General features: G+C 72.4%; 25 protein-coding genes. 14 read left to right on the top strand and 11 right to left on the bottom strand.

Going from position 1 to position 25730, the window contains the following annotated elements:
* Positions 1-48: 48 nt before the first annotated feature.
* The 4 genes from ACFYXA_RS28625 to ACFYXA_RS28640 form a co-directional block, all read right to left on the bottom strand.
* Positions 49-1680, bottom strand: coding sequence for an NAD(P)/FAD-dependent oxidoreductase (locus ACFYXA_RS28625; RefSeq protein WP_352250776.1), 1632 nt, complete (start codon positions 1678-1680; stop codon positions 49-51).
* Complete coding sequence (locus ACFYXA_RS28630; protein ID WP_352250778.1) at positions 1673-2209, bottom strand: SRPBCC family protein; 537 nt, start codon at positions 2207-2209, stop codon at positions 1673-1675. Before ACFYXA_RS28630 ends, ACFYXA_RS28625 begins: the two co-directional genes overlap by 8 nt.
* A gap of 87 nt (positions 2210-2296) precedes the next feature.
* Positions 2297-3175 carry a restriction endonuclease gene (locus ACFYXA_RS28635; protein WP_389038129.1) on the bottom strand — a complete coding sequence of 293 codons (879 nt, stop codon included), beginning with the start codon at positions 3173-3175 and terminating at the stop codon, positions 2297-2299.
* Between the two features lie 218 nt (positions 3176-3393).
* Positions 3394-3831 carry a hypothetical protein gene (locus ACFYXA_RS28640; protein WP_351099473.1) on the bottom strand — a complete coding sequence of 146 codons (438 nt, stop codon included), beginning with the start codon at positions 3829-3831 and terminating at the stop codon, positions 3394-3396.
* A gap of 92 nt (positions 3832-3923) precedes the next feature.
* Here ACFYXA_RS28640 and ACFYXA_RS28645 point away from each other — a divergent pair, with 92 nt between their 5' ends.
* Positions 3924-4571 (top strand): HAD family hydrolase, encoded by a 648-nt coding sequence (locus ACFYXA_RS28645; RefSeq protein ID WP_389038132.1) that lies wholly within the window; start codon positions 3924-3926, stop codon positions 4569-4571.
* A gap of 133 nt (positions 4572-4704) precedes the next feature.
* Positions 4705-6009: a phytase gene (locus ACFYXA_RS28650; RefSeq protein WP_389038135.1), complete on the top strand. Its 1305-nt coding sequence runs from the start codon at positions 4705-4707 to the stop codon at positions 6007-6009.
* A gap of 147 nt (positions 6010-6156) precedes the next feature.
* On the opposite strand, the gene ACFYXA_RS28655 is transcribed toward ACFYXA_RS28650, so the two are convergent.
* Positions 6157-6954 (bottom strand): FadR/GntR family transcriptional regulator, encoded by a 798-nt coding sequence (locus tag ACFYXA_RS28655; RefSeq protein ID WP_389038138.1) that lies wholly within the window; start codon positions 6952-6954, stop codon positions 6157-6159.
* Positions 6955-7332: 378 nt separating this feature from the next.
* On the opposite strand from ACFYXA_RS28655, the gene ACFYXA_RS28660 reads away from it, so the two are divergent.
* The 4 genes from ACFYXA_RS28660 to ACFYXA_RS28675 all read left to right on the top strand — a co-directional run bounded on the left by ACFYXA_RS28660 (position 7333) and on the right by ACFYXA_RS28675 (position 12615).
* Positions 7333-8694, top strand: coding sequence for an ABC transporter substrate-binding protein (locus ACFYXA_RS28660; RefSeq protein ID WP_389038141.1), 1362 nt, complete (start codon positions 7333-7335; stop codon positions 8692-8694).
* On the top strand, positions 8691-9605 hold the full coding sequence (locus ACFYXA_RS28665; RefSeq protein ID WP_389038144.1) for a carbohydrate ABC transporter permease: 915 nt from the start codon (positions 8691-8693) through the stop codon (positions 9603-9605). The genes ACFYXA_RS28660 and ACFYXA_RS28665 overlap by 4 nt, the downstream gene beginning before the upstream one ends.
* 106 nt (positions 9606-9711) lie before the next feature.
* Positions 9712-10566, top strand: a complete 855-nt coding sequence (locus ACFYXA_RS28670) for a carbohydrate ABC transporter permease (protein WP_389038147.1) — start codon at positions 9712-9714, stop codon at positions 10564-10566.
* Between the two features lie 66 nt (positions 10567-10632).
* Entirely contained in the window at positions 10633-12615 is a 1983-nt protein-coding gene (locus tag ACFYXA_RS28675; RefSeq protein ID WP_389038150.1) for a hypothetical protein, read from the top strand.
* 74 nt (positions 12616-12689) lie between these two features.
* On the opposite strand, the gene ACFYXA_RS28680 is transcribed toward ACFYXA_RS28675, so the two are convergent.
* The gene (locus ACFYXA_RS28680) at positions 12690-13475 is read right to left on the bottom strand and encodes an MBL fold metallo-hydrolase (RefSeq protein ID WP_389038153.1); all 786 of its coding nucleotides are present in this window, start codon (positions 13473-13475) and stop codon (positions 12690-12692) included.
* Positions 13476-13563: 88 nt separating this feature from the next.
* Between ACFYXA_RS28680 and ACFYXA_RS28685 the strand changes: the two genes are divergently transcribed.
* Positions 13564-14163: a CGNR zinc finger domain-containing protein gene (locus tag ACFYXA_RS28685; RefSeq protein WP_389038156.1), complete on the top strand. Its 600-nt coding sequence runs from the start codon at positions 13564-13566 to the stop codon at positions 14161-14163.
* A gap of 342 nt (positions 14164-14505) precedes the next feature.
* Positions 14506-15231, top strand: a complete 726-nt coding sequence (locus ACFYXA_RS28690; RefSeq protein WP_389038159.1) for a dienelactone hydrolase family protein — start codon at positions 14506-14508, stop codon at positions 15229-15231.
* A gap of 22 nt (positions 15232-15253) precedes the next feature.
* Here ACFYXA_RS28690 and ACFYXA_RS28695 read toward each other — a convergent pair whose 3' ends face one another.
* Complete coding sequence (locus ACFYXA_RS28695) at positions 15254-16813, bottom strand: MFS transporter (protein WP_389038161.1); 1560 nt, start codon at positions 16811-16813, stop codon at positions 15254-15256.
* Positions 16814-17195: 382 nt separating this feature from the next.
* Here ACFYXA_RS28695 and ACFYXA_RS28700 point away from each other — a divergent pair, with 382 nt between their 5' ends.
* Together ACFYXA_RS28700 and ACFYXA_RS28705 are read left to right on the top strand one after the other, a co-directional pair.
* Positions 17196-18524 carry a lipase family protein gene (locus ACFYXA_RS28700; RefSeq protein WP_389038164.1) on the top strand — a complete coding sequence of 443 codons (1329 nt, stop codon included), beginning with the start codon at positions 17196-17198 and terminating at the stop codon, positions 18522-18524.
* 84 nt (positions 18525-18608) lie between these two features.
* Entirely contained in the window at positions 18609-19148 is a 540-nt protein-coding gene (locus ACFYXA_RS28705) for a molybdenum cofactor biosysynthesis protein (protein ID WP_389038167.1), read from the top strand.
* A 15-nt stretch (positions 19149-19163) separates the two neighbouring features.
* On the opposite strand, the gene ACFYXA_RS28710 is transcribed toward ACFYXA_RS28705, so the two are convergent.
* Together ACFYXA_RS28710 and ACFYXA_RS28715 are read right to left on the bottom strand one after the other, a co-directional pair.
* The gene (locus tag ACFYXA_RS28710) at positions 19164-19640 is read right to left on the bottom strand and encodes an ATP-binding protein (protein WP_389038170.1); all 477 of its coding nucleotides are present in this window, start codon (positions 19638-19640) and stop codon (positions 19164-19166) included.
* A 78-nt stretch (positions 19641-19718) separates the two neighbouring features.
* Positions 19719-19991, bottom strand: coding sequence for a hypothetical protein (locus ACFYXA_RS28715; protein WP_351099447.1), 273 nt, complete (start codon positions 19989-19991; stop codon positions 19719-19721).
* 135 nt (positions 19992-20126) lie between these two features.
* Here ACFYXA_RS28715 and ACFYXA_RS28720 point away from each other — a divergent pair, with 135 nt between their 5' ends.
* Positions 20127-20849: a hypothetical protein gene (locus tag ACFYXA_RS28720; protein WP_389038173.1), complete on the top strand. Its 723-nt coding sequence runs from the start codon at positions 20127-20129 to the stop codon at positions 20847-20849.
* A 7-nt stretch (positions 20850-20856) separates the two neighbouring features.
* On the opposite strand, the gene ACFYXA_RS28725 is transcribed toward ACFYXA_RS28720, so the two are convergent.
* Positions 20857-23127: a M4 family metallopeptidase gene (locus tag ACFYXA_RS28725; protein ID WP_352250811.1), complete on the bottom strand. Its 2271-nt coding sequence runs from the start codon at positions 23125-23127 to the stop codon at positions 20857-20859.
* Positions 23128-23617: 490 nt separating this feature from the next.
* On the opposite strand from ACFYXA_RS28725, the gene ACFYXA_RS28730 reads away from it, so the two are divergent.
* A complete protein-coding gene (locus ACFYXA_RS28730) occupies positions 23618-24073 on the top strand; it encodes a hypothetical protein (protein ID WP_389038176.1) in 456 nt (151 codons plus the stop codon).
* 70 nt (positions 24074-24143) lie between these two features.
* Here ACFYXA_RS28730 and ACFYXA_RS28735 read toward each other — a convergent pair whose 3' ends face one another.
* Entirely contained in the window at positions 24144-24596 is a 453-nt protein-coding gene (locus ACFYXA_RS28735) for a flavodoxin family protein (RefSeq protein WP_389038179.1), read from the bottom strand.
* Positions 24597-24823: 227 nt separating this feature from the next.
* On the opposite strand from ACFYXA_RS28735, the gene ACFYXA_RS28740 reads away from it, so the two are divergent.
* Both ACFYXA_RS28740 and ACFYXA_RS28745 read left to right on the top strand, forming a co-directional pair.
* On the top strand, positions 24824-25198 hold the full coding sequence (locus ACFYXA_RS28740; RefSeq protein ID WP_352250816.1) for a hypothetical protein: 375 nt from the start codon (positions 24824-24826) through the stop codon (positions 25196-25198).
* 152 nt (positions 25199-25350) lie between these two features.
* Positions 25351-25719: a metalloregulator ArsR/SmtB family transcription factor gene (locus ACFYXA_RS28745; RefSeq protein WP_351099429.1), complete on the top strand. Its 369-nt coding sequence runs from the start codon at positions 25351-25353 to the stop codon at positions 25717-25719.
* The last annotated feature ends 11 nt before the right edge of the window (positions 25720-25730 follow it).

Consider the following 25730-nt stretch of genomic DNA (forward strand, 5'->3'; position numbering starts at 1 on the left):
CGCTCCGATCGGTGACTGCGGGCCCGAGGGGGACGTGCGGTGCCGGCCTCAGCGGGCGGAGTGCGTGCGGTCGCCGGTGCGGTCGCGGTGGGCGAGGGCGCGCTGGAGACGGGGCAGTCCCGGGGGCAGGTTGCGGCGCAGGGCAGCGCGGGCGGCGTTGGCGCCGGGGGCGCCGTGGACGCCGCCGCCCGGGTGGGCGCCGGCGGAGGCGAGGAACAGCCCGCGCACCGGTGTCTCGGGGCGCCCGGCGCCGGGCGTGGGCCGAAACACGAGCTGCTGGTGGAGTGCTGTCGTACCGCCGTTGATGGCGCCGCCGAGGAGGTTGGCGTCCAGTTCCTGGAGGGTGGGCGGGCCGAGGACGCGGCGCGCCCGGATCAGCGTGCGGAAACCCGGCGCGAACCGTTCGACCTGGCGTTCCACCCGGTCGGCCATGATCTGCTGCTCCTTCTCGTCCCAGGCGCCGGTGAGTCCCTCGTCGCCGGCGTCCGCCCTGACCTCGTGGGGCACGTGGGTGTACGCCCAGGCGGACTCGGTGCCGCGCGGGGAGCGGGTGGCGTCGGCGGTCGTCATCTGGCCGAACAGCGCGAAGGGCCGGTCCGGGACGCGTCCCATGGCGATCTGGGCGGCGAAGCGGGTGAGTTCGTCGAGGCCGTCGGCGAGATGGACGGTGCCGGCCCGCGCGGCCTGCTCGGAGGCCCACGGCACGGGGCCGTCGAGCGCCCAGTCGACCTTGAAGGTGGCGAAGTCCCACTGGAACCGCTTCAGGTCGGCCAGCGTCTGGGCCGGCAGGTGCTCGGGCTCGACCAGGTGGCCGTAGAGCGCGGGGACGGACACGTCGGCCAGCACGGCCCGACGGGCGGGGACCGCCTCGCCCTCGGCGGTGCGCACGCCGACGGCCCGGCCGCCCCGGACGACGACCCGGTCCACGCGCACCCCGCATCGCAGGGCGCCGCCGCGCGCCCGCAGCCGGTGGACCAGGGCGGCGGTCAGGGCGCCCGCCCCGCCGACGGGCACGGGGAAGCCGTACGTCTGGCCGAGCATGGACATCAGCCAGCCGAAGCCTCCGCTGCCCGCGGCCTCGGGGGCGAGGTCGGCGTGCAGCGCGTTGCCGGCCAGCAGCAGCCTGCCGCCCTCTCCCCCGAACTCCTCGTCGCCCATGCGCCGCACCGGCAGCAGCAGGGTGCGCGCCAGGCGCAGTCCGCCCGCTCCGCGCAGCCGCAGCGCGAGCCGTGCGCCCGCCTTGACCGGCGGGAAGGGGGTGAAGAGGGCGCCGAGGATGTCCGGCCGCAGCCGGTCCCACACGCCGTGCAGCCGGTGCCAGGCGTCGCCGTCCCCGGCGTGGAAGACGTCGAGGGAGGCCGCGGTGGTGTCGAGGTCCCGGTCCAGTACGGCGCACCTGCCGTCGCTGAGGGGGTGGGCGAGGACGTGCGGGGCGCGGCTCCAGCGCAGGCCGTGGTCCCCCAGCCGCAGGCCCGACAGCACCGGGGAGGCGGCGGCCAGCGGGTAGAAGGAGCTGAACAGGTCGTTGACGAAGGCCGGGTCCACGCCCCGGTCGTGGCGGACCGCGCCGCCTGGTTCGGGCTGTTCCTCCAGGACCTCCACGCTCCAGCCCGCGTCGGCGAGGAGGTTGGCCGCGACCAGGCCGTTCGGCCCGGCTCCGATCACGACGGCGTCAGGCATCGACGCCTCCGTGGGCGGCTCGCCCTGCCGCCTGGGACGCCGTGCGGCCGCCGCCGTGACCGGAGGTCGCTGCGCCGGCTCCGGCCTCGGCCTTGTCGCGCTCGGCGGCGCAGACCTTGGCAAGGCGGGCCAGCATGGCGCGGTGGCGCACCTGGATCAGCACCTCGACGCCGGCGTTGTGCAGGGCGCCGCCCGCGCCCTGGAGGGGGTGTTCGTCCACGATGACGAGGCAGTGCTCGCCCCAGGGGCGCAGTTCGATGGCGATCCTGGCGGTGCCGAGCGCGCCCGCCCTGGCCTCCAGTTCCAGTTCGCGGCCTTCCTCGCAGCGCCGGACCTCGGTCTCGTTGGAGAAGCTGAGGGGGCCCAGCCGGATCTCGTAGGCGATCGACGAGCCGACCTGCGGCCACTGTCCGCGCAGCGGCCGGGACTTGGCCGTTCCGACCACCCAGTCCGCGTAGCGGGTCCCGTCGGCCAGGACGGCCCACACCGTCGCCGGGTCCGTCTTGATCAGGTGATGCCGAACCGCCACAACAGCCTCCCGTGCTCGCCGACAGCTCACCGCCAAGTGCCCACTTCGCTGCGGGCGAACCATCGGCGGGGACCGAGCCGCCCCGGCTCAGCACCCGGCGGCGGGCGTTTCCCAGGGGCGCGGCTCCCAGGGGCGGGGGCCGGCGCCGGCGCCCCAGGCCCACAGGTCCCGGGCGTCGACGCAGACGATGCCGCACTGCTGCGCGTACTCGACGGCGGGCGCGGTGAAGTCGCTGGTGGTGACGATGACGGCGACGTCGGCCTCGTGGACGGTGAAGCAGGTGCCGCCGAAGCGCTGGAGGTCCTGTGAGCCGACCTTGTGGCTCTCGCCGTAGCGCTTGCACTGGATGACGAGCCGGTGGCCGCTCGGCGCGACGGCGGTGACGTCGGCGCCGAGGTCGCCGGCGCCGCCGACCACCTCCACGTCCGTGCAGCCGTCGCGCAGGCACAGATCGGCTATCGCCTGCTCGAACTCGTCGGGGTCGAGGGCGTCGTAGTCCACGACGTCGACGACGGTCGCCGCGGCGACGGTCGGTTCGTGGTCGGGATCGAGGAGCGTGGGCTCGGTGCCGGGCTGTCGCGGGATCACCGTCGGCGGCTCGGCCGGGACGAGGGTCTCCTCGGCCGGACGGAACCCGGCGGCGGGGAGCGGGGGCTCGGGGGCCGTGTTCTGCAGTTCGCCTGCCGCGGTCTCGGCGGCCTGTTCGAGGGCTGCGGCGGTGCGCCGCACCATCCTGCGCGCCGACCAGTGCCGGCGGCCGCGACGGCAGGCCACGACCACCCCGGCCGTGAGCAGCGCCAGCGCCACCGCCCAGCCGGGGCGGCGCTCGGCCGCGGCCGCCGCGGTACGGGCGGTCAGGACGGCGAGGCTCAGCAGGATGGCGAGGATGACGAAGAAGAGCGCCGTCGACCGGAGATCGAAACGACGGCGCGGCGCGGGGGGCAGCGGACGCGTGGGCGCGGTCACGGTGGCGGTTCCTCCGGGGTGGGCCTCGACGACGAAGATCACTCCCGCTCGTGCCCAGCGGGGAGGGTTTCACCGCGCGGGGACGGGGGCGGCTCGGCTGAGAGGTGGGTGCTCGGGTCGGCGGCGGGGGCCGCCCTCGGGGCCACACGGACGGCGGACCCCGCCCCTCAGGGGGTTGGGGTCCGCCGACCAGTGAACTGTGAACTCACCCGGTGGGGTCAGATGCGGCCGCCGGTGAGGCGGGTGATCGGGCCGTGGGTGTGGCGGCCCGAGCGGCGGCCGGCCGCGTAGGAGGCGGCGGTGATCGCGGTCAGACCGGCGCCGGCGGCCGCCGCGACCAGCTTGCGCTGGGCGATGACCGTCCACGCCGTCTTCGCCGTGGCCGCGACCTGCCCCGAGGTCGCGACGATCGCCTGGCGGCCCGCCTCGACGGTCCGGGCCGCGTTCTGCGCGGCGCCGGTCGTCGCGTCGGCCGCGCGCTCGGCGCCCCGCTTGGCCGCGGAGGCGGCCTCACCGGTCTTCGCCGCCGCGCCGTCGGCCGCCCGCGAGGCCGGCGCGGTCGCCTTCGTGGCGCTCTGCCGGGCCTTGGCCGCGGTGGTCCGCTTCTTCGTCTCTCGCTCTTCGTTCGTCTCGGCGTTCGATTCACTCATGGACATCGCGTTGCCGCTCCCCCGTGCGGCAAACACGTCTCCCCGCGACGGCATCCCGGCCTGAAGTCACGGCAGTTCACCGGGGTAGGGTCTCGCGCATGCGTCTCGCCCTCTTCGACCTGGACGGCACCCTGGTGGACCGTACGGCCGCGTTCACGGACGCCGTCGCCGACCTGTGTCACGACCACGGATACGGCCCGGAGATCGAGCGGTGGCTGCTGACGGAACTGGCCGATCACGCCGAGCGCGGCGACTTCGCCCGGCTGCGCGCGGAGTTCGGGCTGCGCGAGTCGGCCGCGCACCTGTGGCGGGTGTACGTCGACCGCATGGCGGCGGCCGTCACCTGCCGTCCCGCCGTGCTGGACAGCCTCGCCCGGCTGAAGGACCGGGGCTGGAGCGTGGGCGTCGCCACGAACGGGGCGTCCGACATCCAGCGGGCCAAGGTGCGCGCCACGGGCCTCGCCGATCTCGTCGACGGCATCGCCGCCTCGGGGGACATCGACGTCCGCAAGCCCGACCCCCGGCTGTTCGAGCTGGCGGCGGCACGCTGCGGCACGCAGCTCAGTGCCGGGGACTGGATGACGGGCGACAACCCGCGGGCGGACATCGACGGCGGGCACCGGGCGGGCCTGAGGACGATATGGGTGGCCGGGCGTCCCTGGCCGGACGGCCTGGCCGTCCCGCATCACACGGTCACCGAGGTCACCGCGGCCGTCGACTACCTGCTGGCGCACTCCACGGCATAGGCCCACACTCCTTGCACGGCAAGGGAGTTGTTCCCCCACCGGGCACCTGTCCGCCACCCGCCCGTCCCCTCACGGACGGACCGCGCCACCAAGATCACCGTGTTGTCATGCCCGCTACCGAAAGAAGGTCGACGTGGCCAGACCTCTTCCGCGACCGTTCGCCGTAGCCTCGCTCGCGGCGTCCCTCGTCCTGACCGCCGCGCTCCCCGCGACCGCGCACACCGGCCCGGCCCTGCCGACGGTCCCGCCCCGCGCGGAGACCGCCCCGCTGTACGACGACGAGGCCGGCGGCGACGCGGACGCCGACGACCCCGCGATCTGGCGCAACCCCGCCCGCCCGGACGCCAGCCTCGTCGTCGCCACCGCGAAGCAGGGCGGCCTTCGGGTCTACGACCTCGACGCCCGCCTGGTCCAGTCGATCGCCGCGCCCGCCCGGCCGGGGCCCGGTCACGCCCCCGGCCGCTTCAACAACGTCGACCTCGTCCACGGTCTCGGGCTGTCCACCGGCCGGGCCGACCTGGCGGTCACCACGGACCGGGGCACGGACCGGCTGCGCTTCTACCGCATCGACCCGCGCACCCCGTCCCGCCCCCTCACCGACGTCACCGACCCGTCCGTCCCGCCGGTCTTCTCCGCCGACCAGACCGAGATCGACGCCCAGCGCACCGCGTACGGCCTCGCCACCTGGACCGACCGGACCACCGGCCGCGCCTACGCGCTGGTGAGCCGGCGTGAGCGCACCGCCGTCGCCCTGCTCGAACTGACCGCCACTGCGGGAGGCAGGGTCGGCTACCGCAAGGTCCGCACCCTGACCCTGCCGTCGTCCTTCCGCCTGCCGGACGGCACGTCCTGGTCGCCGTGCGCGGAACCGGGCGAGCTGCCGCAGGTCGAGGGCATGGTCGTCGACCCGGCGAGCGGCACGCTCTACGCCGCCCAGGAGGACGTCGGCATCTGGCGCGTGCCCGCCGACCTCACCGGTAAGCCCCGACTCCTCGACAGGGTGCGGGAGTTCGGCGTTCCGGGGGTCTACGACGAGACCACCGAGGAGTGCGTGCCCGGCGCCGACCCGGGCTACGGGGGCGAGCGGCTCTCGGCGGACGTGGAGGGCCTGACGCTGGTCGCCGGGACGGACGGCGGTGACGCCCACCTGCTGGCCTCCAGCCAGGGCGACGACACCTTCGCCGCCTACGGCCGCGGACGCGGCGCCCGCCTCGCGTACGAGGGAGGCTTCCGGGTCGGGGCCAGGGCGGCGGGCCCGGACGGCTCCGAGGAGTGCGACGGCGCGGCGGCACTGCGCGAGCCGCTGGGGCGCAGGTATCCGCGCGGCCTGCTAGTGGTGCAGGACGGACACGACGACGCCGGCGAGGCCGAGGGCCGCACCGCGACGAACTTCAAGTTCGTCGACCTCGGCGAGGTGCTGGACGCGCTGGACGACTGAGGGCCCCTGGGGGGTCTCGGAACGGGAGTCAGCGGTAGCGGCTGACGCGGCACCGCGTCAGCCGGCTGTTGCGCACTCGAACGTCGTGTCCGCGTCGATGCGCCATCAGAAGAGCCCTGGGCGCGCAGGGCGCGCTGACGCGCAGCGCTATCCGAACAGGCGCCGCTGGATCTCGCGCCGGTAGTCCTCCAGGGTTCTGTCGAGGTGTGCCGCGGTGGCCTGCGCCGCCCCCTCGGGGCGGCCGTCACGGATGGCCCGGTAGATCGCCTCGTGCTCCTCGACGGCCGCCCTGGTGTTCTCGCCGAGCGTGTCATGGATACCGATGGCGCTGGACTGGCGCTGCAGACGTCGCGCGTCCCGCACGGCGCTGACGAGGAAGGCGTTGTGCGAGGCAGCGGACACGGCCGCGTGGAAGTCGTCGTCCGCCTGGTTGAACACGTCGACCTGGCCGTGGACGAAGCCGTGCCGGCACTGCTCCACTGCCACCTCGATGGTGCGCAGTTCCGAAGGGGTGGCGCGGCTGGCCGCCAGACTGCTGGCGGACATCTCCTGGACCCTGCGGAACTCGAACAGCATCAGTACGTGGTTGATGTCGACGGGACGGAAGAAGCCGCCCCAGCGGCTGGTGATGAGCATGCCTTCGTCGTCCGCGACGAACAGGCCCCTGCCTTTGTGGGCCCGCACTCGGCCCAGTGCCGAAAGGATCTTCACTGCCTCCCGCACCACCGCCCTGCTGGTGCTCAGCATCCGGGCCAGGTCGATCTCCGTGGGCAGCCGGTCACCCGCCACCAGCCGCTCCTCGGCGATGTACTCGAGGATCCGCTCCGCCACGATCTCGTACCCCGGACGGTAGTCACGCCGCTCGTCCGAGCCGTTCACCGCCGCGGGCGCAGCGGGCTGGGCCTGAGCCGGCAAGGCCGCTTCGTTCGCTGGCGTGTCGTTCATCTGTGCTGCCTCCCGGGTGGCTGCGGCGACCGCGGCTGATCGCTGTGGAGCAGACAGCATTGTAGCTGGCAGGAATTTATAAGTCGTACTCATCTCGACCAAGATCCATGACGCAAGCATGGATATTCGAGCTCACATAAGCCCTATATAGGCCATAACCGCGCATAAACACCCCGCCATTACCTCTGGGTGCGCCAAAAGAACGCCGTACGCACCCTTGACGCTCCACTTGATAAGACGGCTAATTTCTTTCATGTCGGTGGTAGAAGAGCCGCCTTCAGTGTCCGACACCTGCCCGGGACGGCCCGGCGTCGGCCCGTCCGAGCCGCCGCCACCCCCGACCCGCTCGGGGCAGCTGCGAACCCAGTGGAGTCACTCATGACCGTCACCATGCCTTCGACCGGCCCGAAGAGAGCGCCCAGCACAAGACGCGCGGCGCTGCTGGCCGGCTGCGCGGCCACCGCGGCACTGACCCTGACCGCCTGTGGCGGCAGCACCGCCGGTAAGACGAACAAGGACGGCTTCGCCCAAGTGCCGCAGAAGGAGGGTGCGTTGACCGTCTGGGTGGACGCGACCCGCATGGACGCCGCGAAGCTGTACCAGCAGCAGCACCCGGACGTGAAGATGGACATCGTCAGCTACGACGGTGACGCGAACGGCTCGAACTACCTCCAGACCAAGGTCCAGTTGTTCAACCGCACCGGCAAGGGCTGGCCGGACGTCGTCTTCAGCTCCCAGAACAACGAGGTGACCTGGGCGGTCGACCAGAACTTCGCCGCTCCGCTGAACAAGGGCCTGATCCCCGAGTCGGCCCTGGGGCAGTTCGCGAAGGGCGCCAACGACGTCTGCACGGTCGACGGCACCCTCTACTGCCTGCGCAACGACCTCTCCCAGGCGGTGCTCTGGTACAACGCCCCCCTGCTGAAGAAGTTCGGCTACACGGTGCCGACGACCTGGGAGGAGTACCAGAAGCTCGGCGAGAAGGTGGCCGAGGAGCACCCCGGCTACCTCGTGGGCGACGCGGGCGACACCTTCACCCCCGAGATCTACCTGTGGGCGAGCAAGTGCGGCGCCAACCACATCACCGGCCCCAAGTCGGTGTCGGTGAACACCTCCAGCGAGGCCTGCACCAAGATGGCCAGGCTGTTGGACGTGCTGATCGAGAACAAGTCCATGTCGATCAGCGGTGTCTTCAGCACCGACTTCGGCAAGAACAAGGCCGACAGAATCCTGCTCATGCCGGGCCCGGCCTGGTACGGCGGCGCGCTGTTCCAGGGCACCTTCAAGACCCCGGCCAAGCAGATCGGCGCGGCACCCATCCCCCAGTGGCAGGGAGAGACCTCGCCGTCCACGGGCAACGTCGGCGGCGGCACCTGGCTGCTGTCCCAGCACTCCGCGCACATCAAGGCCGCCACCGACTTCCTGAAGTGGGTCACCACCGACAACGCCTACCAGGGCGAGAAGGCGCCGGGCTTCCCCGCCTACGCGCCGGCGGCGGACAACTGGCTGAAGGGACAGCACGCCTCCGGCTACTTCGCCACCGACCTCAGCGCCCTCAAGAACGCCTCCTCGCAGGTCTGGCCGGGCTGGGGTTCGGGCCAGTTCAGCCAGGAGGCGATATGGGCCGCCACCGTCAAGCCCGGCCTGACCCAGGGCAAGAGCGTCGTCTCGATGCTGCCGGCCTGGCAGGACTCCATCGTCAAGTACGCCCGGTCCAACGGATACAAGGTCTCCCAGTGACCCTCACCCACTCCCCGTCCGGCTCTGCCCACCGGCGCCGCCGAGGCGCCGCCCGGCAGAGCCGGGCCGGCATGGCCTTCGTCGCCGCCTACGTGGTCCTGCTGGTCGCCTTCGGCGTCCTTCCGACCGCGTACGCGATCTACTTCGCCTTCACCGACGCCGGTGGCAGGATCACCGGCTTCGCCAACTTCGTCACCACGGCGCAGGACTTCCGCTTCATGGACGCCGTGGGCCACGTCGTCGTCTACCTCGCCTTCTGGCTGCTGTCCCTGGTGGTGTTCGTGGTGGCGCTGGCGCTGCTGCTGCACCGCCTGGCCTCGGGTTCCGCCGGCAAGGCGCTGCGCTTCCTCTACTACATCCCGGGAGCGCTCGCCGGTGCCGCGAGTGTGCTGGTGTGGCTGTTCATGCTCGACCCGACGGTCAGCCCGGTCAGTTCGCTGCTGGGCGCGCTGGGGTTCCACACCTTCGGCGAGGTGATCGCGCCCGGCAACCTGCCCCTGCTGTTCACGGTCATCGCGTTCTGGACCGGCGCGGGCGGCTGGATCGTCGTCATGTACGGCGCCCTCAACAACATTCCCACGGACGTCATGGAAGCCGCGCGCATCGACGGCGCGGGCGCCTGGCAGACCGCCTGGCACGTGCAGATCCCCATGCTCCGCAAGTGGATCGTGTACATGGTGATCCTGGCGTTCGCGGGCGGCGCCCAGCTCTTCGTGGAGCCGCAGTTGCTCTCCCTCGCCAGTGTGGGCGTGGCCGGACGCGACTACTCGCTGAACCAGCTGACGTTCGACTTCGCCTTCCAGATGAACAACATCAACGGCGCCGCCGCGGTCTCGGTGGAGCTCCTGGTCGTCAGCCTGTCGGCCGCCGCCCTCTTCGTCGCACGGTCGGGGTTCTTCGATGCCGACTGAGACCTCCGGCAGTCGAGTCGCCGCAACGGCGAGCCGGGAGCGGGAAGCGCCCCTCACGAGCCGAACTCACCACCAGCCGCCGCACCGCCGCAGGCCCGTTCGGCACGTGGCCTCCCGGCTGCTGACCGGCTCCGTACTGGCCGCGTTCCTCGCCTTCTTCGTGCTGCCGGTGGTGTGGCTCGTCCTCGCGGCGACCAAGACCGACCAGCAGCTGGTCCATGACAACCCGCTGTCCTTCGGGTCCTGGCACACGCTGAAGGCCAACTGGGACGCGCTCACGGCGTTCCAGGACGACGCCGTCCTGCAATGGCTGGGCAACTCGGCCCTCTACGCGGTGATCTCGCTGGTCATCACACTCGCTGTGGCCATTCCCGCGGGATACGCCCTGGCCATGACCGAGTTCCGCGGCCGGCACACCCTGCTGATCGCGACCCTGGTCGTGATGCTCATGCCGAACGCCACACTGGTGGTCCCGCTGTTCCTGGAGATCAACGCGGTGCACCTGATCGGCACCATGTGGTCGATCATCCTGCCGTACTCGTTCTACCCCTTCGGCGTGTACCTGACCTACATCTACTTCACCACCGCCGTACCCAGGGACCTGCTGGCGGCGGCCCGTATGGACGGCTGCTCGGAGTTCCGCGTCTTCTGGCACATCGCGCTGCCGCTGGCGACCCCGGTCGTCGCGCTCGTGGGCTTCTTCAGTTTCGTCGCCAACTGGACCAACTACTTCCTGCCCTACGTCATGCTCCCCGAGAGCAGCCAGATGCCCATCCAGGTCGGCGTCGGAACCCTGCTCAGCAATGTGCCGTCCTTCAACCCGGCCGTCGGCACCCTCGCGATCGAGCGGCCGCAGCTGGCTCTGGCGACACTCGTGGCCATCACTCCCGTGCTGGTCGTCTTCCTCTTCGCCCAGCGCTTCCTGGTCAGCGGGATGCTCGCCGGCGCCAGCAAGGAATAGCGGCCCGTCCCGGCCGTCCGTCCCCGGCGTGCGCCGCCCCGCCGCCCACCCGAACGGAGATCCCCCATGCCCTGCAGCCCTGCCGACGGCACCCCGGCCGAGGACGCTCCCCGCGATGATCCGGCCGGGCCGCCCGAGATCGAGGCGGAGGTGCCGCTGCTCGAACCACCCGGCTGGGCGGTGGCCCAGCGGTCCCTGTTCGACCTCCTCGACCACGCCTGGCGGCGCTTCGCCCGCGACTTCACCGGCCCGGACGGACGCCTGAACTACTCCGGCCCGCTGACCACCCGCGACGGCGTGGACGACTTCTACGAGGTGTTCTTCAACTGGCCCCAGCTGTATCTGCTCGGCGGCGCCGACGACCTGCTGCCCGCCAGTGAGAAGCACTGGGAGGGCGTGACCCGGCAGCTCACCGAACTCGACATGCTGCGCGACGAGTTCGAGCGCGGCTACGACTGGTTCCACCAAGGCGAGAGCCTGCTGCTGCTCTACTTCCTGTGCATGGCCGCTCCCGAGCGCTGGTCCGAGCGCGCCCTGCGCTTCGCCGAGCTGTACGTCGACCCGGCCAAGGGCAACTACGACCCCGCCCACCGCGTCATCACCCGCGCGCACAACGGCAGCGACCCCGACCGCACAGGCCTGTTCGACGGCGACGTCTATCCCTGGCTGCTCAAGGAAGCGCAGACGTACGGCTTCCCGCTCGACTGGATCCCCGAGGCCGCCGGCGGCCCGTACCCGCTCTCCGCGGACCCGCGTCTCGGCGCGCAGATGCGGGACCGGATGGGCGTCGGCGACACCGCGGTCAACCTCGCCGCGGCCGGGCTGGTCCTCAACGCCTGGATCCTGTCCGGCGAGGAGCGCTACCGCGACTGGATCGTCGAGTACGTCGGCGTGTGGCGGGAGCGCACCGAGGCGAACGGCGGTCTCCTCCCGGACAACGCCGGCCCGGACGGCGTCGTGGGCAGCCTGCTGGAGGGCCGCTGGTACGGCGGCCACTACGGCTGGTCCTGGCCGCACGGCTGGCACAGCGTGGGCCACGCGGCCTGTGTGGCGGCGCTGGCGGCGGCCACGGTCACCGGGGACGACGACTACCTCTCCATGGTCGCGACCTCGCTCGACACCCTCATCGGACAGGCCAAGGTGATGCCGCACACCGAGGCGGACTCCAGTCTCCCCTCCAAGTGGGCGGTCGAGCTGGGCCCCGACATCCACACACCCACGCTCCACCTCCCCTTCCGGCACAAGGACTCGGGCTGGTTCGACCACAATCCTGCCACCGCGCCGGTCCCGGTGGCCCTGTGGCACCACACGGCCTCCGACGCCGACCGCGCCCGGCTGGAGGCGCTGCGCGAGGCCGACGGCATCGACTGGCGCACCGTCCGGCCGTTCCGCGCCAAGGAGGAGTCCGGGCACGAGAAGGCGTGGTTCGCCTTCCTCGCCGGTGACGACCCCGGCTACCCGGAGCGGATCCTCGCCACCGCCCAGGCGCAGGTCCGCCACCGCCTGCGGCGCATCGACCGCTACCGCGACCTGAACGTGCCCGAGGCCGACATCCATGTGTGGCAGCAGTGCAACCCCGTGGCCACCGAGGCCCTCGTCCAGTTGACCTGGGGCGGCCCCCAGGTGCTGTACAACGGCGGCCTCCAACAGGCCCGGCTGCGCTACCACGACGCCGGCGCCCGCCGCCCCGGCCTCCCCCCGGACGTGGCCGCCCTGGTCACCTCCATCGACCCCGAGGCGACCACCGTCGAACTGGTGAACCTCGCCCCCGAGGCGGAGCGCACGGTGATCGTCCAGGCGGGCGCCTTCGCCGAGCACACCATCATCGCTGTCCGGTACACGACCTGCGCGGACGACGGCTGGATCGGGGACATGTACGACTACGGGCACACGGAACCGGTGGTCACCGAGGCGGAGCAGTCCTGCGACAGCGCCTTCCTGACCGTCCACCTGCCCGCCTCCACACGAATCCGGCTCACCCTCCGGCTCGGCCTGCGCACCAACACGCCCAGCTACCGGACACCCTTCACCTCCGAGGAGGGTGCGTGACGAAACGCATCGCCCAGAGCGCCGACATCGCGGCACTCGAGGTGTCAGACGACGGACACGAACGCCGGGGCGGCTCAGGCGCGTCGGCCCCAGTCGAGGCGGTCGGCCAGTCCTGCGGCGGCGAAGGCGGCTTCCAGTTCGTTGCGGCCTTCGGTGAAGTGGGCCCAGCTGTCGTAGTGGACCGGCACCACGCGGCGGGCGCCGAGGAGTTGGGCGGCCTCACAGGCCCCGTTGCTGTCGAGGACGATCAGCCCGCCGTCGAGGAGCATGGGGAAGCGCGGGGCTCCGGCGAAGAGGAGGGCGGTGTCGACGGGCGCAAAGCGCTCGGCGATCTCCTTGACCACGTCGAGCGAGGCGTTGTCGCCGCTGACATAGACGGTCGGCAGGCCCTCTCCGGTCAGGACGAAGCCGACGACCTGGCCGGAGAGCGGCTCGACCTGCTCGCGGGTGCCGGGGCCGTGAATGGCGGGAACGCCGGTGACGGTGACGGTGCCGCCGCCGGGGCGGTCGAGTTCGACGGACTGCCAGTCGGCCAGGCCCGTAGCCTTCTCTCCGAGGCGCTCGCCGCCGCTGGGCGTGGTGAGGGTGAGGGGCACATCGGCGAGCAGGGCCCGGCCGGAGTGGTCGAGGTTGTCGGCGTGCTCGTCGTGCGAGAGCAGGACCACGTCGATGGGGCCGAGGCCGGCGGGAGTGACGGCGGAGGGGGCGGTCTTGACCAGGGTCGGGCCGCCCGGCGTGACGTACTCGCCGGGGCCGTCGAAGGTCGGGTCGGTCAGGAAGCGCAGGCCGCCGTACTCGAACAGGGCGGTCGGGCCGCCGAACACACGGACGGGGAACTGGTCGACCACTGACGAAGACATGAAGAACACCTCACGGATGGATTCGATTGAACCGTGAGAGGACAGTAGCCCCGTCTCACGGAAAGGGGCAAGCCGTAACATGAGAGGTATGAGGGAGACCGTGATCACAGAACCCGCCGTGCCGCCCGCGCAGGGAGAGGCCGACCACCTCTCCCTGGCCCTGGCCAACAGCGCCATCGCGATGCCCGGCGGCCACACGCTCGACCTCCTGGGAACCCCCGCACAGGCCAACCACTGGCTCACCGAACGCGGCCTGGCCCCCGTCGACGCCGGCATGCGGGAAATGTGCGCATCACAGCTGCGCTCGCTGCGCGAACAGATCAGGTCGCTGTTCGCCTCCCGTACCGCAGGCCTGCCCGCCCTGCCCGCAGCGATCAGCGCCATCAACGACGCCATGACCCGCGTCCCCACCGCTCCCCTGCTGCAGTGGGACGACAGCACCGGCCCCTACCGCGCCACTCCCCACCCCACCACCGCGATCGTCGAGCACGCCATGGCCACCCTCGCCGCCGACGCCGCCGACCTGCTCACCGGTCCCGACGCGCAGCGTCTCACCGCCTGCGGCTCCCCACCCTGCAACCGCTACCTGCTCCGCCACGGCCGCCGCCACTGGTGCTCCACCCGCTGCGGCGACCGCGCCCGCGCCGCCCGCGCCTACGCCCGCCGCACCAAGCCCGAGACGACATGACAAGTCCCAGCTCGAACAGAGTGGCCCCGCGCCAGGTCAGGCTCGAGGAGAAGCGTTCTGCACACTGGCCGTGTCATCGCCGAGCTTCGTTGCCCACAGTCCCTCGGTGTCCTGTGGGAACCACCCCTCGCGAGGGACAAACCGGAACCAGACCTTGATTTTCTCGACCGCGCTTCCCATGACGGTGCGGCGCCGCGCTCGAAGCGCGGTAGGACTGCCGGCGACCAGGGCTCAGGCAGGCCACCTGGCTCGAAGAACCCCCTCGCCCAGCCGCCCGCCTGCCTTCTGCCGGCGGCAGAACACCGGTCCGACCGGGCTCGACGATCACTACAGTCCGAGCACATGACGACGGTTACGACGCACACGATCGAATACGCGGCCGACGGCCTGACGATGATCGGGCATCTCGCGCTCCCGGCCGGTGTCGACCGCCGGCCCGGGGTGTTGGTCGGGCCCGAGGGGATGGGACTCAGCGACGTCGAGCGCCGCCGGGCCGATGCGCTCGCCGAGCTGGGATACGTGGCCCTGGCCTTCGACCTCCACGGCGGGCGCTATCTGGGCGACCCCGAGGAGATGTTGGCCCGTTGCATGCCGCTGCTCGCTGACCCCGACCGGATGCGAGGCATCGGCCACGCGGCGCTCGACGTGCTCCGCGCCGAGCCGCGGGCCGACCCGGACCGGATCGCCGCCGTCGGCTACGGCACCGGGGGCGCGATCGCGCTGGAACTCGGGCGCGACGGCGTCGACCTGCGCGCGATCGCGACAGTCAACGGCCTGACCACGGGCCGGCCAGGCGAGACGGCGCGCATTCGTTGCCCGGTGTGGGCCGGGGTCGGGTCGGAAGACCCGATCATGCCGCCCGCGCAACGGGAGGCGTTCACTGCCGAGATGCAGGCTGCGGGCGTCGACTGGCGCCTCGTGGTCTACGGCGGCGCTCTGCACGCCTTCCATCACCCACCGGTCGACCACGTCGTGCTTCCTGGGGTCGGCTTTCACCCTCAGCACGCACAGCGAGCTTGGCGGGACGTCGTCGACCTGCTCGCCGAGTGCCTGCCCATGACGGAGTGATGCGCGAGCCCACCGGTCGGGGTCACGCTCCCGGTAGCGGGCCCGGGGTGTCGCCCTTGAGTCGTTCCAGGTCGGACGGGCGTACCTGGATGACGACGACGGCGATCACGGCGGCGATGAGGGTGAAGACGGCCGCCATCACGAAGGCCGCCGAGACGCCGGCGGTGAGGACCTCGTCGGCCCACGGTGGGGGGAGTTCGCCGGTGCGGCTGAAACGCAGTCGCTCGACCGGCGTGGCCTGGGCGAGGAAGGCGGGGACCTGCCGCTTCGCCTCGTTGCCGCTGGCCGTGCCGAACATCGTGACCAGGATGGACAGTCCGAGTGAACCGCCCACCTGCTGCATGGCGTTGAGCAGTCCGGAGGCCGCGCCGGTCTCCCGCGTAGGCACGTTCGACAGCGCCATCAGGGTCAGCGAGACGAACTCCATGCCCATGCCGAGGCTGAAGACGAGCATCGGGCCGAGGACGCTGCCCGCGTAGGTGGAGTGGACGTCGGTCAGGGTCAGCCAGGCCAGGCCCCCGGCGGCCAGGACGGCGCCCAGCACCATGAAGGGCTTGGGCCCGTACACCGGCAGGAAGCGGGAGGCGAGCCCGGCGCCGACCGCGATCACCGCACTGACCGGCAGGAACGCCACGCCCGCCAGCAGCGGGCTGAAGTCCAGCACGTTCTGCACGAACAGCGTGAGGAAGAAGAACATGCCGAAGATGGCGGCGGCGAGGCACAGCATGATCCCGTAGGTGCCGGCGCGGTTGCGGTCGGCGAACATGTGCAGCGGGGTGATCGGCTGCCTGGAACGCCGCTCGACCAGGACGAACAGCGCGAGCAGGACGACCGCGCCGGCGAACGACGCCAGGGTGAGGGGGTCGCGCCAGCCGTCCTGGGCGGCGCGGATGAAGCCGTACACCAGCAGGACCATGCCCGCGGTGGAGGTCAGCGCGCCGGTGACGTCGAAGTGTCCGGGGTGGCGTTCGGACTCCTTGATCCAGCGGGGCGCGGCCAGCGCGATGAGCAGGCCGATGGGGACGTTGACGAAGAGCACCCAGCGCCAGTTCAGCCATTCGACGAGCATGCCGCCGGCGAGCAGCCCGATCGCGCCGCCACCCGCCGAGACGGCCGCGAACACCCCGAACGCCCGGTTGCGTTCGGGTCCTTCGGGAAACGTGGTGCTGATCAGGGCGAGCGAGGTCGGCGAGGCGATGGCGCCGCCGACGCCCTGCAGGGCGCGTGCGCCGAGGAGTTGGGCCTCGCTCTGGGCGAACCCGCCGAGCAGGGACGCCAGTACGAAGAGCAGCACTCCGAAGACGAACACCCGCCGTCTGCCGAGGATGTCGCCGGCGCGGCCGCCGAGCAGGAGCAGCCCGCCGAAGGTGAGGGTGTAGGCGTTGACGACCCACGACAGGCTGGTGGTGGAGAAGTCCAGGGACCGCTGGATGTCGGGCAGGGCGATGTTCACGATGGTGATGTCGAGGACCACCATCAGCTGGCACGAGGCGATGACCAGCAGCGCCATCACGCCTGCGCCGCCGCCCTGTTGACGGGCGGCGGTGTCGGTCGCGGAAGTGTGCTGCGGAGCGCTGCTCATGACGTGTCGCCCGCTCGGGTGCGGGCCCCTGGGGGAGGAAGCGGCGGGAGGTTCCAGCCCGCCGTCAGGTCCACCGTTCGACCGTACGCCCCCGCCCGGGCCGTCACCACTCGATCAGCGGCGGGTACGTCCGCCGGATGGATCTACGCAGAGTCATGTGACATGACGATCACAGCGATATTACCGAACCGTAACCTACCGGCCAGTACCCCGGGTAACCCCGCTGCCGCTACGGTCCTGACAGTTCGTCCAACAGCAGTGAGCCGAATGCCTGCATTCGGAAACGAACGCGTGCCGGGCGGCCCCACCCCCACCGGGCCGCCGCCCCACCCGAGCCGCAGAGGAAGGCTCGGCCTCCCTTCTCCCCCTCCGGAGGTCCGCCATGCCCGCTTCCCCCCGCCTGCTCGCGGCGGCCGTCACGGTCGCCGCCTGTCTCGGCGCGACGGCCGTCCCGGCCGCCGCCGCGTCGCCGTCCGACGAGGCCGTCGTCTCGCGCGGTGTCACCATCCCCGTCTTCTACAACCCGCCCGCCTCGCTGCCCGCCGCCGACGGCGCCCTGGTCCGCAGCGAACGGCTGCCGCTCGCCCTGAGCCTGCCGGGCCTCGACGGTCCGCTGCCCGGAAGGGCGACCCGGCTGATGTACAAGTCCACCGACTCGAACGGAGCGCCCGTCGCCGTCACCGGCGCGTACATCGAACCGAGCGCGGCCTGGCGGGGCGCCGGCCCCCGGCCGCTCGTCGCCGTGGCCCCCGGCACCATGGGCCAGGGCGACCAGTGCTCCGCCTCCCTCGGCCTGCAGCACCCGCTGCTCCTCAACGGCAAGACACTGTCCGTGGGTTACGAGATCCTCGCGATGTACCGCCTGCTCGCCCAGGGCGTCGCCGTCGTGGTCACCGACTACGCCGGGCTCGGCGCGACGGACCGGCTGCACACCTACGTCAACCGGGTCGACGGGGCGCACGCCGTGCTCGACGCCGTGCGTGCGGCGCGCTCCCTGCCCGGAACCTCGCTCACGGACGACTCACGGGTGGCGCTGTACGGCTACAGCCAGGGAGGCGGCGCCACCGCGGCCGCCGCCGAACTCCAGCCCTCCTACGCGCCCGACGTCCCGCTCGCCGGCACCTACGCCGGCGCTCCGCCCGCGGACCTGGCCGCCGTCACCGACGCCATCGACGGCAGCGGCCTGGCCGGGGCGCTGGGCTGGTCGATCAACGGGTTCATGCAGTCGGACCCGGAGCTGAGGCCGATCGCCGACGCGCATCTCAACGCGGTCGGCAAGGCGGCCCTGAAGGACCTGTCGACCATGTGCGTGGGCGAGGCGCTGTTCTCCTACAGCGGGGTGCGCAGCAGCACCTGGACCACGGACGGACAGCCCATCGGCGCGATCATCCGCTCCGAGCCGCTGCTCAAGGCGTTCCTGGCCGACCAGCGCATCGGCGCCGGCCGGCCCACGTCCCCGGTGCGGGTCGCCACCGGCCTCGCCGACGACCTCGTGCCGCACGCCCAGGCGCGCCGGCTCGCCGTCGACTGGTGCGCGAAGGGCGTCGACGTCACGTACAAGTCGGTCGCTCTGCTGCCGTTGGGCAACAGCCTCCTCAACCACGTCACCCCGCTTCTCGCCGACCAGGGCGAGGCGCTGTCCTGGCTGACCGACCGGCTGAGCGGCAGGCCGGCCGGCTCCAACTGCACCACCCTGCCCTGGCGCCCCTGAGCCGCCGCACCCGCCGCCGACGGACCCCGCACCCTTCCTCCCGTCGGCGGCGGGCCCGCGTCGACGCCCTCTAGGGTTGACGCCATGGTGGACATGGAGCGCGCGGACGGCGCGGTCGAGGTGGAGGTCGTGCAGTTGCTGGTGTCGCCGGTGCACCGGCTCGCCGGGCGGCCCTCGGACGGACCCGCGGACGGCCCGGACGACGAGCTGGTGGCGTCCGTGCGGGTCCGCGGCGGTCTCGGGCTCGTCGGCGACCGCTACTACGGCCGCGCCGCGCACCGCGACGCGGCCGTCACGCTGATGGCCGCCGAGAACCTCCCCCACCACATCGCCGAGGGCGCGGACCTGCGGCACACACGCCGCAACGTCCTGCTGCGCGGCGTGGACATCGACGCGTACGTCGGCTCGACGATCGTTCTCGACACCGGGCACGGTCCCGTGACGTTCGGCGTCAACCGGCCGGCGCGCCCCTGTGCGTGGATGGAGGTGACCGTGGGCCCCGGCGCGCAGCGGGCTCTGCGCGGCAAGGGCGGCGTTCGGTGCACCCCGCTGTCCGACGGGGTGCTCGCCCTCGGCCGGGCGACCTTCCGCGTCGTCGAGCGGGGGGCCGCCCCGGCCCGCTGAGCCCCTGTTTGCCGCTCACAGCCCGTCGAGCAGGTCCAGGCGTGCCACGATCCGTTTGCCGACCGGTTCCCGTACGACGTGGAAGCGCTGGGCCACGGCCATCACGATCTCCAGTCCGTGCTGGCCCACCCGGGTCGGGTCGGCGCCGCGCGGCGCCGGCATCCCGGGATCGCTGTCCCAGACGGCGATCTCCACCGCCGCGCCGATGACGCGCAGGTGGAGCAGGACCGGGCCGGGCGCGTGCCGCAGCGCGTTGGTCACCAGTTCGCTCACCACCAGCTGGGACAGGTCCATGGTCCGCGCCGACACCGGCACTCCGTGTTCGCGTTGGACGCTCGCGAGGAAATCCCCCGTCAGATGCCGCGCCCCCGCGATACAGCCGTCCTCGCCGTCCAGCGCCGCCGTCGTCTCCACCAGGCCCTCGTCAGGCCCGAAGAACCCTTCGCCGGGCGGGACAGGTTCCATCCGCACCGCCTTCATCACCCCGTTCATGTCCGCGCGGTTACCCCGGATTCCTGCTCCTACGCCCCAGAAGCATCACCAGCGTGCGGCCGGGGCGGATCGCGCAGGTCAGGGGGCGCCCGGAGCGTCGCCGCGCCAGTCGAAACGGCGACCGTCCGCCGGGCGGCGTGCATACAGGGCGCGGCCGCCCGGCCCGTACCGGCCTATCTCCGTCGTCAGCGCCACCTCGTGCGGCGCGCCGTCGGCGCGGTCGGTCACATCCAGCAGCAACCCGTCGAGCGGGCCGCCGACCAGCTCGGCGTACGCACGGTCGGGGCGGGGTCCCGAGTCGTCGTGGTCGGCGCCGTAGACCCGGCCCCGCATGAAGTCTGCCTCGTCCATGACCAGCAGCTTGACATCCGCCACTGACAACGGGGGGCTGTGTTCGGCCAAGGCCGTGGCGCGAAAGCGGCGGACGGGGGGCTCGCCGTCACCGTGCGGGTAGCAATCCTCCACGGATGGTGCTCGGGTGGGGGGGTGCCGGCCCTGGGGGGACACGAGGCGGAGCGTGCGCCGGCGGGTGAGTCCCCGCGCGCCCGGCGCCGGCGGACCGTGCGCGAGCTGCGCGCGGCGGGCCGTTACGGGCCGCGGCTGCGCGAGGCGCTGCCCGGTCTGTCCGCGCTGGTCGCGCTGGTGTGCGGGGCGGTCGGGGCGCTGGCGCTGGCCGGCCGGGCGGTGGGGGTGTGGGCTCCCGTGGTGGCCGTCGTGGTGCTGGGCGCGACGGCCGGGTTGGCGGGCCGCCGGTCGCGGCGGCCGGCCCGGTGGCGCGGCGGCCGGTACACGGCGGAGGAGTTGGCGGAACTCGACCCGCAGGCGCTGGTGCTCGCGGTGGCGCGGATGCTGCGCCGGGACGGCTGGCGGGTGCTGCCGCCGTCGGCGCACGACGTCCCGCACCTCGCCGCGCGGGACGGCCGGGGGCTGCTGCTCGACGTGGTGTTCCGGCCGGTGGCCGAGCCGCTGCCGGACGAGGAGGAGACCTGCTCGTGCCGGTCGCGAGCGCGGCCCGGGCCCCGGGTGCGGCTGGTCGTGCACCGCGGCACGTTCTCGCGCCGCGACGAGGTGTGGGCCGCGCGCCAGGGACGCACGTATCTCATGGACGGCGCCCGGCTGCGGCTGTGGGCCCGGGGGACGCCGTTGGCGGAGCTGGCGGGACCGGGCGGCCGCCCGGGCGGGAAGCCCGGGCGGCCGCAGTCGAGTTGACGTTGTGTCAGGGAGTCAGCTGCCAGCGCTGGATGAAGCCGACGTCGATCGACGCGCGGTCCTGGACGCGCAACTTCCAGGTGCCGTCGACCGGTTGTGCCGAGGCGTCGACGACGAAGGTCTGGTCGACGTTGTCGGCGGAGCCGCCGCTGCGGTTGAGCAGGGGGTAGACGGTGCCGTCGGGGCCGACGAGGTCGACGGTGAGGTCACCGCGGTAGGTGTGGACGATGTTCACGTACACCTCGGTGGCCGACGAGGCGTTGCCCGGACGGCCGTTGATGGTGATCGGGGACTCCACCGCCGCGCCGGCGTCGGGTATGTCGACGCGGGCCGAGGAGGCGTAGACGTAGGCGACGCGCCAGTCGAAGGCGAGGGTGGCCTTCGCGCCGGTGGCGTCCGTGACGGTCACCGTGACCGCGCTGGTGCCGACGGTGGTCGGCACGCCGGAGATCAGGCCCGTCCCGCTGATGGAGAGCCCGTCGGGCAGGCCGCTCGCCTCGTAGGCGAGGGCGGCGCCGGCGTTGGTGGTGTAGGCGTCCACCTGGAGGGAGACGGCCTGGCCGATGCCGCTGGTCTGGTCGCCGACGGGGGCGACGTTCACGCCGAGGGCGATGCGGTTGCCGACGTTCACCGCCGCCCAGGAGTCGGCGACGGCGAGGTAGGTGGGGCTGTAGGCGCCGAACAGGTCGGCGGCGGCCTGGAGGGTGGCGGTGCGGGCGCCGGCGTAGTCGGTGGAGGACGTCATGTAGGTGCTCAGCGCCCGGTACCAGATCGCGGCGGCGTTCTCGACGCCGATGCCGGTGACGGCCTTGCCGTCGTAGGTGGGGCTGTCGTAGGAGACGCCGTTGACGGTCTTGGCGCCGCTGCCCTCCGAGAGGAGGTAGAAGAAGTGGTTCGCGGGGCCGGAGGAGTAGTGGACGTCGACGCTGCCGAGGGTGGAGCTCCAGTAGTCGCGGGAGGAGCCGTCCTTGGAGGGCTTGTCCATGTACCGCAGCGGGGTGCCGTTGCCGTTGATGTCGATCTTCTCGCCGACGAGGTAGTCGGGTACGTCGGCGGTGAGGCCGGCGTGGAACTCGGCGGCGGCGGCGAAGATGTCGGAGGTGGCCTCGTTCAGGCCGCCGGACTCGCCCGCGTAGGTGAGGTTGGCGGTGGCGCTGGTGACGCCGTGGCTCATCTCGTGGGCGGCCACGTCGAGCGAGGTGAGCGGCTTGGCGTTGCCGGCGCCGTCGCCGTAGGTCATGCAGAAGCAGGTGTCCTGCCAGAAGGCGTTGACGTAGTTGTTGCCGTAGTGGGCGCGGCTGTAGGCGGCGACACCGTCGTTGCGGATGCCGTTGCGGCCGTGTACGTCCTTGAAGTAGTCCCAGGTGGCCGCGGCGCCGAAGGCCACGTCGACGCCCGCCGTCTGACGGTCGGCCGGGGTGCCGTCGCCCCAGACATCGTTGTCGTCCGTGAACAGGGTGCCGGTGCCGGAGGTGCCCCGGTTCAGGTCGTAAGTGCGCTGGCCGGCGCGGCCCGGGTCGACGAGCTGGTACGTCGAGCCGGACAGGGTGGTGCCGAGGTCGACGGCGCCGTTGTACTGGCCGGTGCCGGTGCCCGTGTGGACGTGCTCGGCGGCGAGGATCTCCTTGCCGGAGGCGGCGTCGGTGACGACGTGGAGCTCGCTCGGGGTGCCGTCCCGCTGGACGCCCTCGACGACCGTCTCCCAGGCGAGGACCGGCTTGCCGCGGCCCGCCCACACGACGAGGCGGGGCGCCGCGCCGGCCTCGGCGCGGGCGACGTCGGCCTTCCCGGCGCTGGCGAGCGCCTGGCCGGTGGCGGCCGCGGCCGTCTGCTTGGGGGTGAGGGAGGGCAGCGTGAGGGCGGCCTCGCTCGCCTTGGTCACGGTGGTGCGGCCGTCGCGGGCGTGGACGACGAGGTCGCCGCCGAGGACGGGCAGTCCGGCGTAGGTGCGTTCGTAGCGGGTGTGCGTGGTGCCGTCGGCGTCCTGGACGACGTCCTTGGCGACGAGCTTCTCGCGGTCGCCGAGGCCGAGCCGGTGTGCCGTGGCGCCGGCCGCGGCCTGTGCGCCGCGCACCAGCGCGGACCGGCGGGCGGGGGTGAGGGCGACGGGGGCGGCGCCGTCGCGCGGCACGGCGTTGATCTTGGCCGGGCCGGGATCGGCGGGGGCGGCGGCGGCCGGGCCCGCGGGTGCGCCGAACGTGAGCAGGGCGCCCACGGTCGTGGCGGCGAGGACTGCGGCGCGTCTGCGCCGGTGGAGTGTGGGGTGTCGCCGGGGCACGGGGGTTCTCCTTCTGCGACGGTCGGCCCGGGGTGCGGGCCGATACGGGGGCGGGCCGGAGGGTCGGATCCGGCCCGGACGCGCGGCACGGCAGGCGGGCGGGTCTGTGGGCGCCCGGAGGAGGAAGGCGGGGTGAGGCGGGGTGAGAGGTGGGGGGTGAGTGACAGGTGGGGGGTGGTGTGGACGTGGTCCGCGTGAAGGAACGGTGAACGTCCGGCAGCAGCGTGACACCGAGTGCCTCTTCTTGTCATGAGACTGCCAAGACAACGGCTGGAAATGACCATTGCCCACTGGGGGTTCACCCTGACCGGCACTTCTTTTCGGCCGCTGTGCGCCGCCTGTGCCCGTCCGGGCACACCCGGGCGGCGAGGTGCGGACCGGGCGGCCTTGGGCCGTTCGAGTGGCCCGCGTGCGCGTGCCGTCGTAGCGTCGGAACGGAACCTCCACGGGACGCGGACGGCCGCCTCCCGGACGGCGTGCGGGAGCGGACATGGGCGGACACAGGACGAGAACGGCGGTGATGCTCGGCGTCGCGCTGGGGGTCACCGCGACGCTCGGCACGGCCTCGGCCGCCCCCGTCGTCGCGCCGCCCGCCGCGCGGCAGACCGCGACGCCCGTCCTGGTCGACTGCCTGTGGGACCCGCAGGTGCGGCCCCATGACTTCATCCTGGCCTGCGGCGACGGCAACAGCCGCCTCCTCTCGCTGAAATGGGACCGCTGGGACGCGGATTCGGCCCGGGCCACGGGCTTCAACGCCGTCAACGACTGCAAGCCGTACTGCGCCGCGGGCACCTTCCGCTCCTACCGGGTGGTCGTCCGGCTGGACCAGCCGAAGTCCTGGGAGAAGCGGGCCGGGGTGGAGCGCTACGGCCGGATCACCCTGGAGTACCCCGGGGACCGTCCCGCCCAGTTCGAGCGGGTGGTGACGTATCCGCTCTGGGACTGACAGGGGCGTGCGCCGCGGGGGCTTGGGCGGAGGAGGCCGCGTATCACGTCGTCGACCGCCGGGCTGACGGTCACTGCGCCAGCCCCGCGGCCGTCACCGCGCCCAGTTCCCAGCACGCCTCCAGGTCGGCCTTGCCGGGCTCCCCGGTGACCAGGACGGGTTCGGCCGCGCGGCGCCAGCCCAGGCCCGTCGTGATCGCCTCGATGCCGCGCACCGCGCCGGTGACGTCGTTGCCGCCGTGGACGTAGTAGGCGAAGGGGCGGCCCCGGGTGCTGTCGAGGCACGGGTAGTAGATCTGGTCGAAGAAGTGCTTGAGGGCGCCCGCCATGTAGCCGAGGTTGGCCGGCGCGCCCAGCACACAGCCGTCGGCCTCCAGGACGTCGGAGGCGGTGGCGGCGAGGGCGGCGCGGCGCACCACGCGGACGCCCTCGATCTCCGGTGCCGTCGCGCCCGAGACGACCGCTTCGAACATCGCCTGGCAGTTCGGCGACGGCGTGTGATGGACGATCAGCAAGGTGGCCACGGGACGGAACCCTGCCCGCTCCCCCGCCCCGCCGCAAGCAGCGGCACAGGCGGTTCGGACGTTTTTCGCGTGTTCGCGATCAGAAAGCGACTCGGTATCTCTCTCTTTCGAACCGTCTTGCGCCAGTCCCGGAGCCCTGCGCCGCCGGGCGCCGCCCGCTTCGTACGTTCGGGGCACGAGCGGGGCCGGAGGAGCCCGGTCCCGTGCAACGGGCAGGAGGAGTCGCCTTGGCGAATGTGGAGATCTCCCTGAAGGAGACGATGACCATGATCGAGGGGGCGCTGGGCGCGGCCGTCGTGGACTACACGAGCGGCATGGCGCTGGGCACGCTCGGCGGCGGCAAGGAGCTCGACCTCAACGTGGCGGCGGCGGGAAACACCGACGTGATCCGCGCCAAGGTCCGCACCATGGAGCACCTCGGGGTGACCAGCGACATCGAGGACATCCTGATCACCCTCGGCAGCCAGTACCACCTCATCCGGCTGCTCAAGGGCCGTCAGGGCGCGGGCCTGTTCATCTACCTCGTCCTCGACCGCGAGCGCTCCAACCTGGCCATGGCCCGCCACCAGTTGAAGCGGATCGAGACCGAACTGGAGGTCTAGACGGCGTTCGCGACGGCTTCGCATGCCCGCGAGTTGAAGATTTCTGCAACTCGGCACATCCACATCAGTGCATCAGCGGGGCGTGCGGAGCCCTCAGTCGCCAGGATCGACACCACGCAGGACCACGAAGCGGCAGGGAGCGTGCGATCGCCATGCAGGTGCCCCTCTACCAGGCCAAGGCCGAGTTCTTCCGCATGCTCGGTCACCCTGTGCGCATCAGGGTCCTCGAACTGCTCCAGGGCGGTCCCGTCGCGGTGCGGGACCTGCTCTCCGAGATCGAGATCGAACCGTCCAGCCTCTCCCAGCAGTTGGCCGTGCTGCGCCGTTCCGGGATCGTCGTGTCGATCCGCGAGGGCTCGACCGTCAGCTACGCCCTCGCCGGCGGCGACGTCGCCGAACTGCTGCGCGCGGCCCGCCGCATCCTGACGGAACTCCTCGCCGGCCAGAACGAGTTGCTGGCGGAGCTGCGTCAGACGGAGACGCCGCTGTCGGTGTCCAGGGGTGGGTCAGGCGGCGGCTGAGAACCCTGCCG

The sequence above is a fragment of the Streptomyces sp. NPDC002566 genome, from assembly GCF_042889585.1.
Taxonomy (GTDB): Bacteria; Actinomycetota; Actinomycetes; order Streptomycetales; family Streptomycetaceae; genus Streptomyces.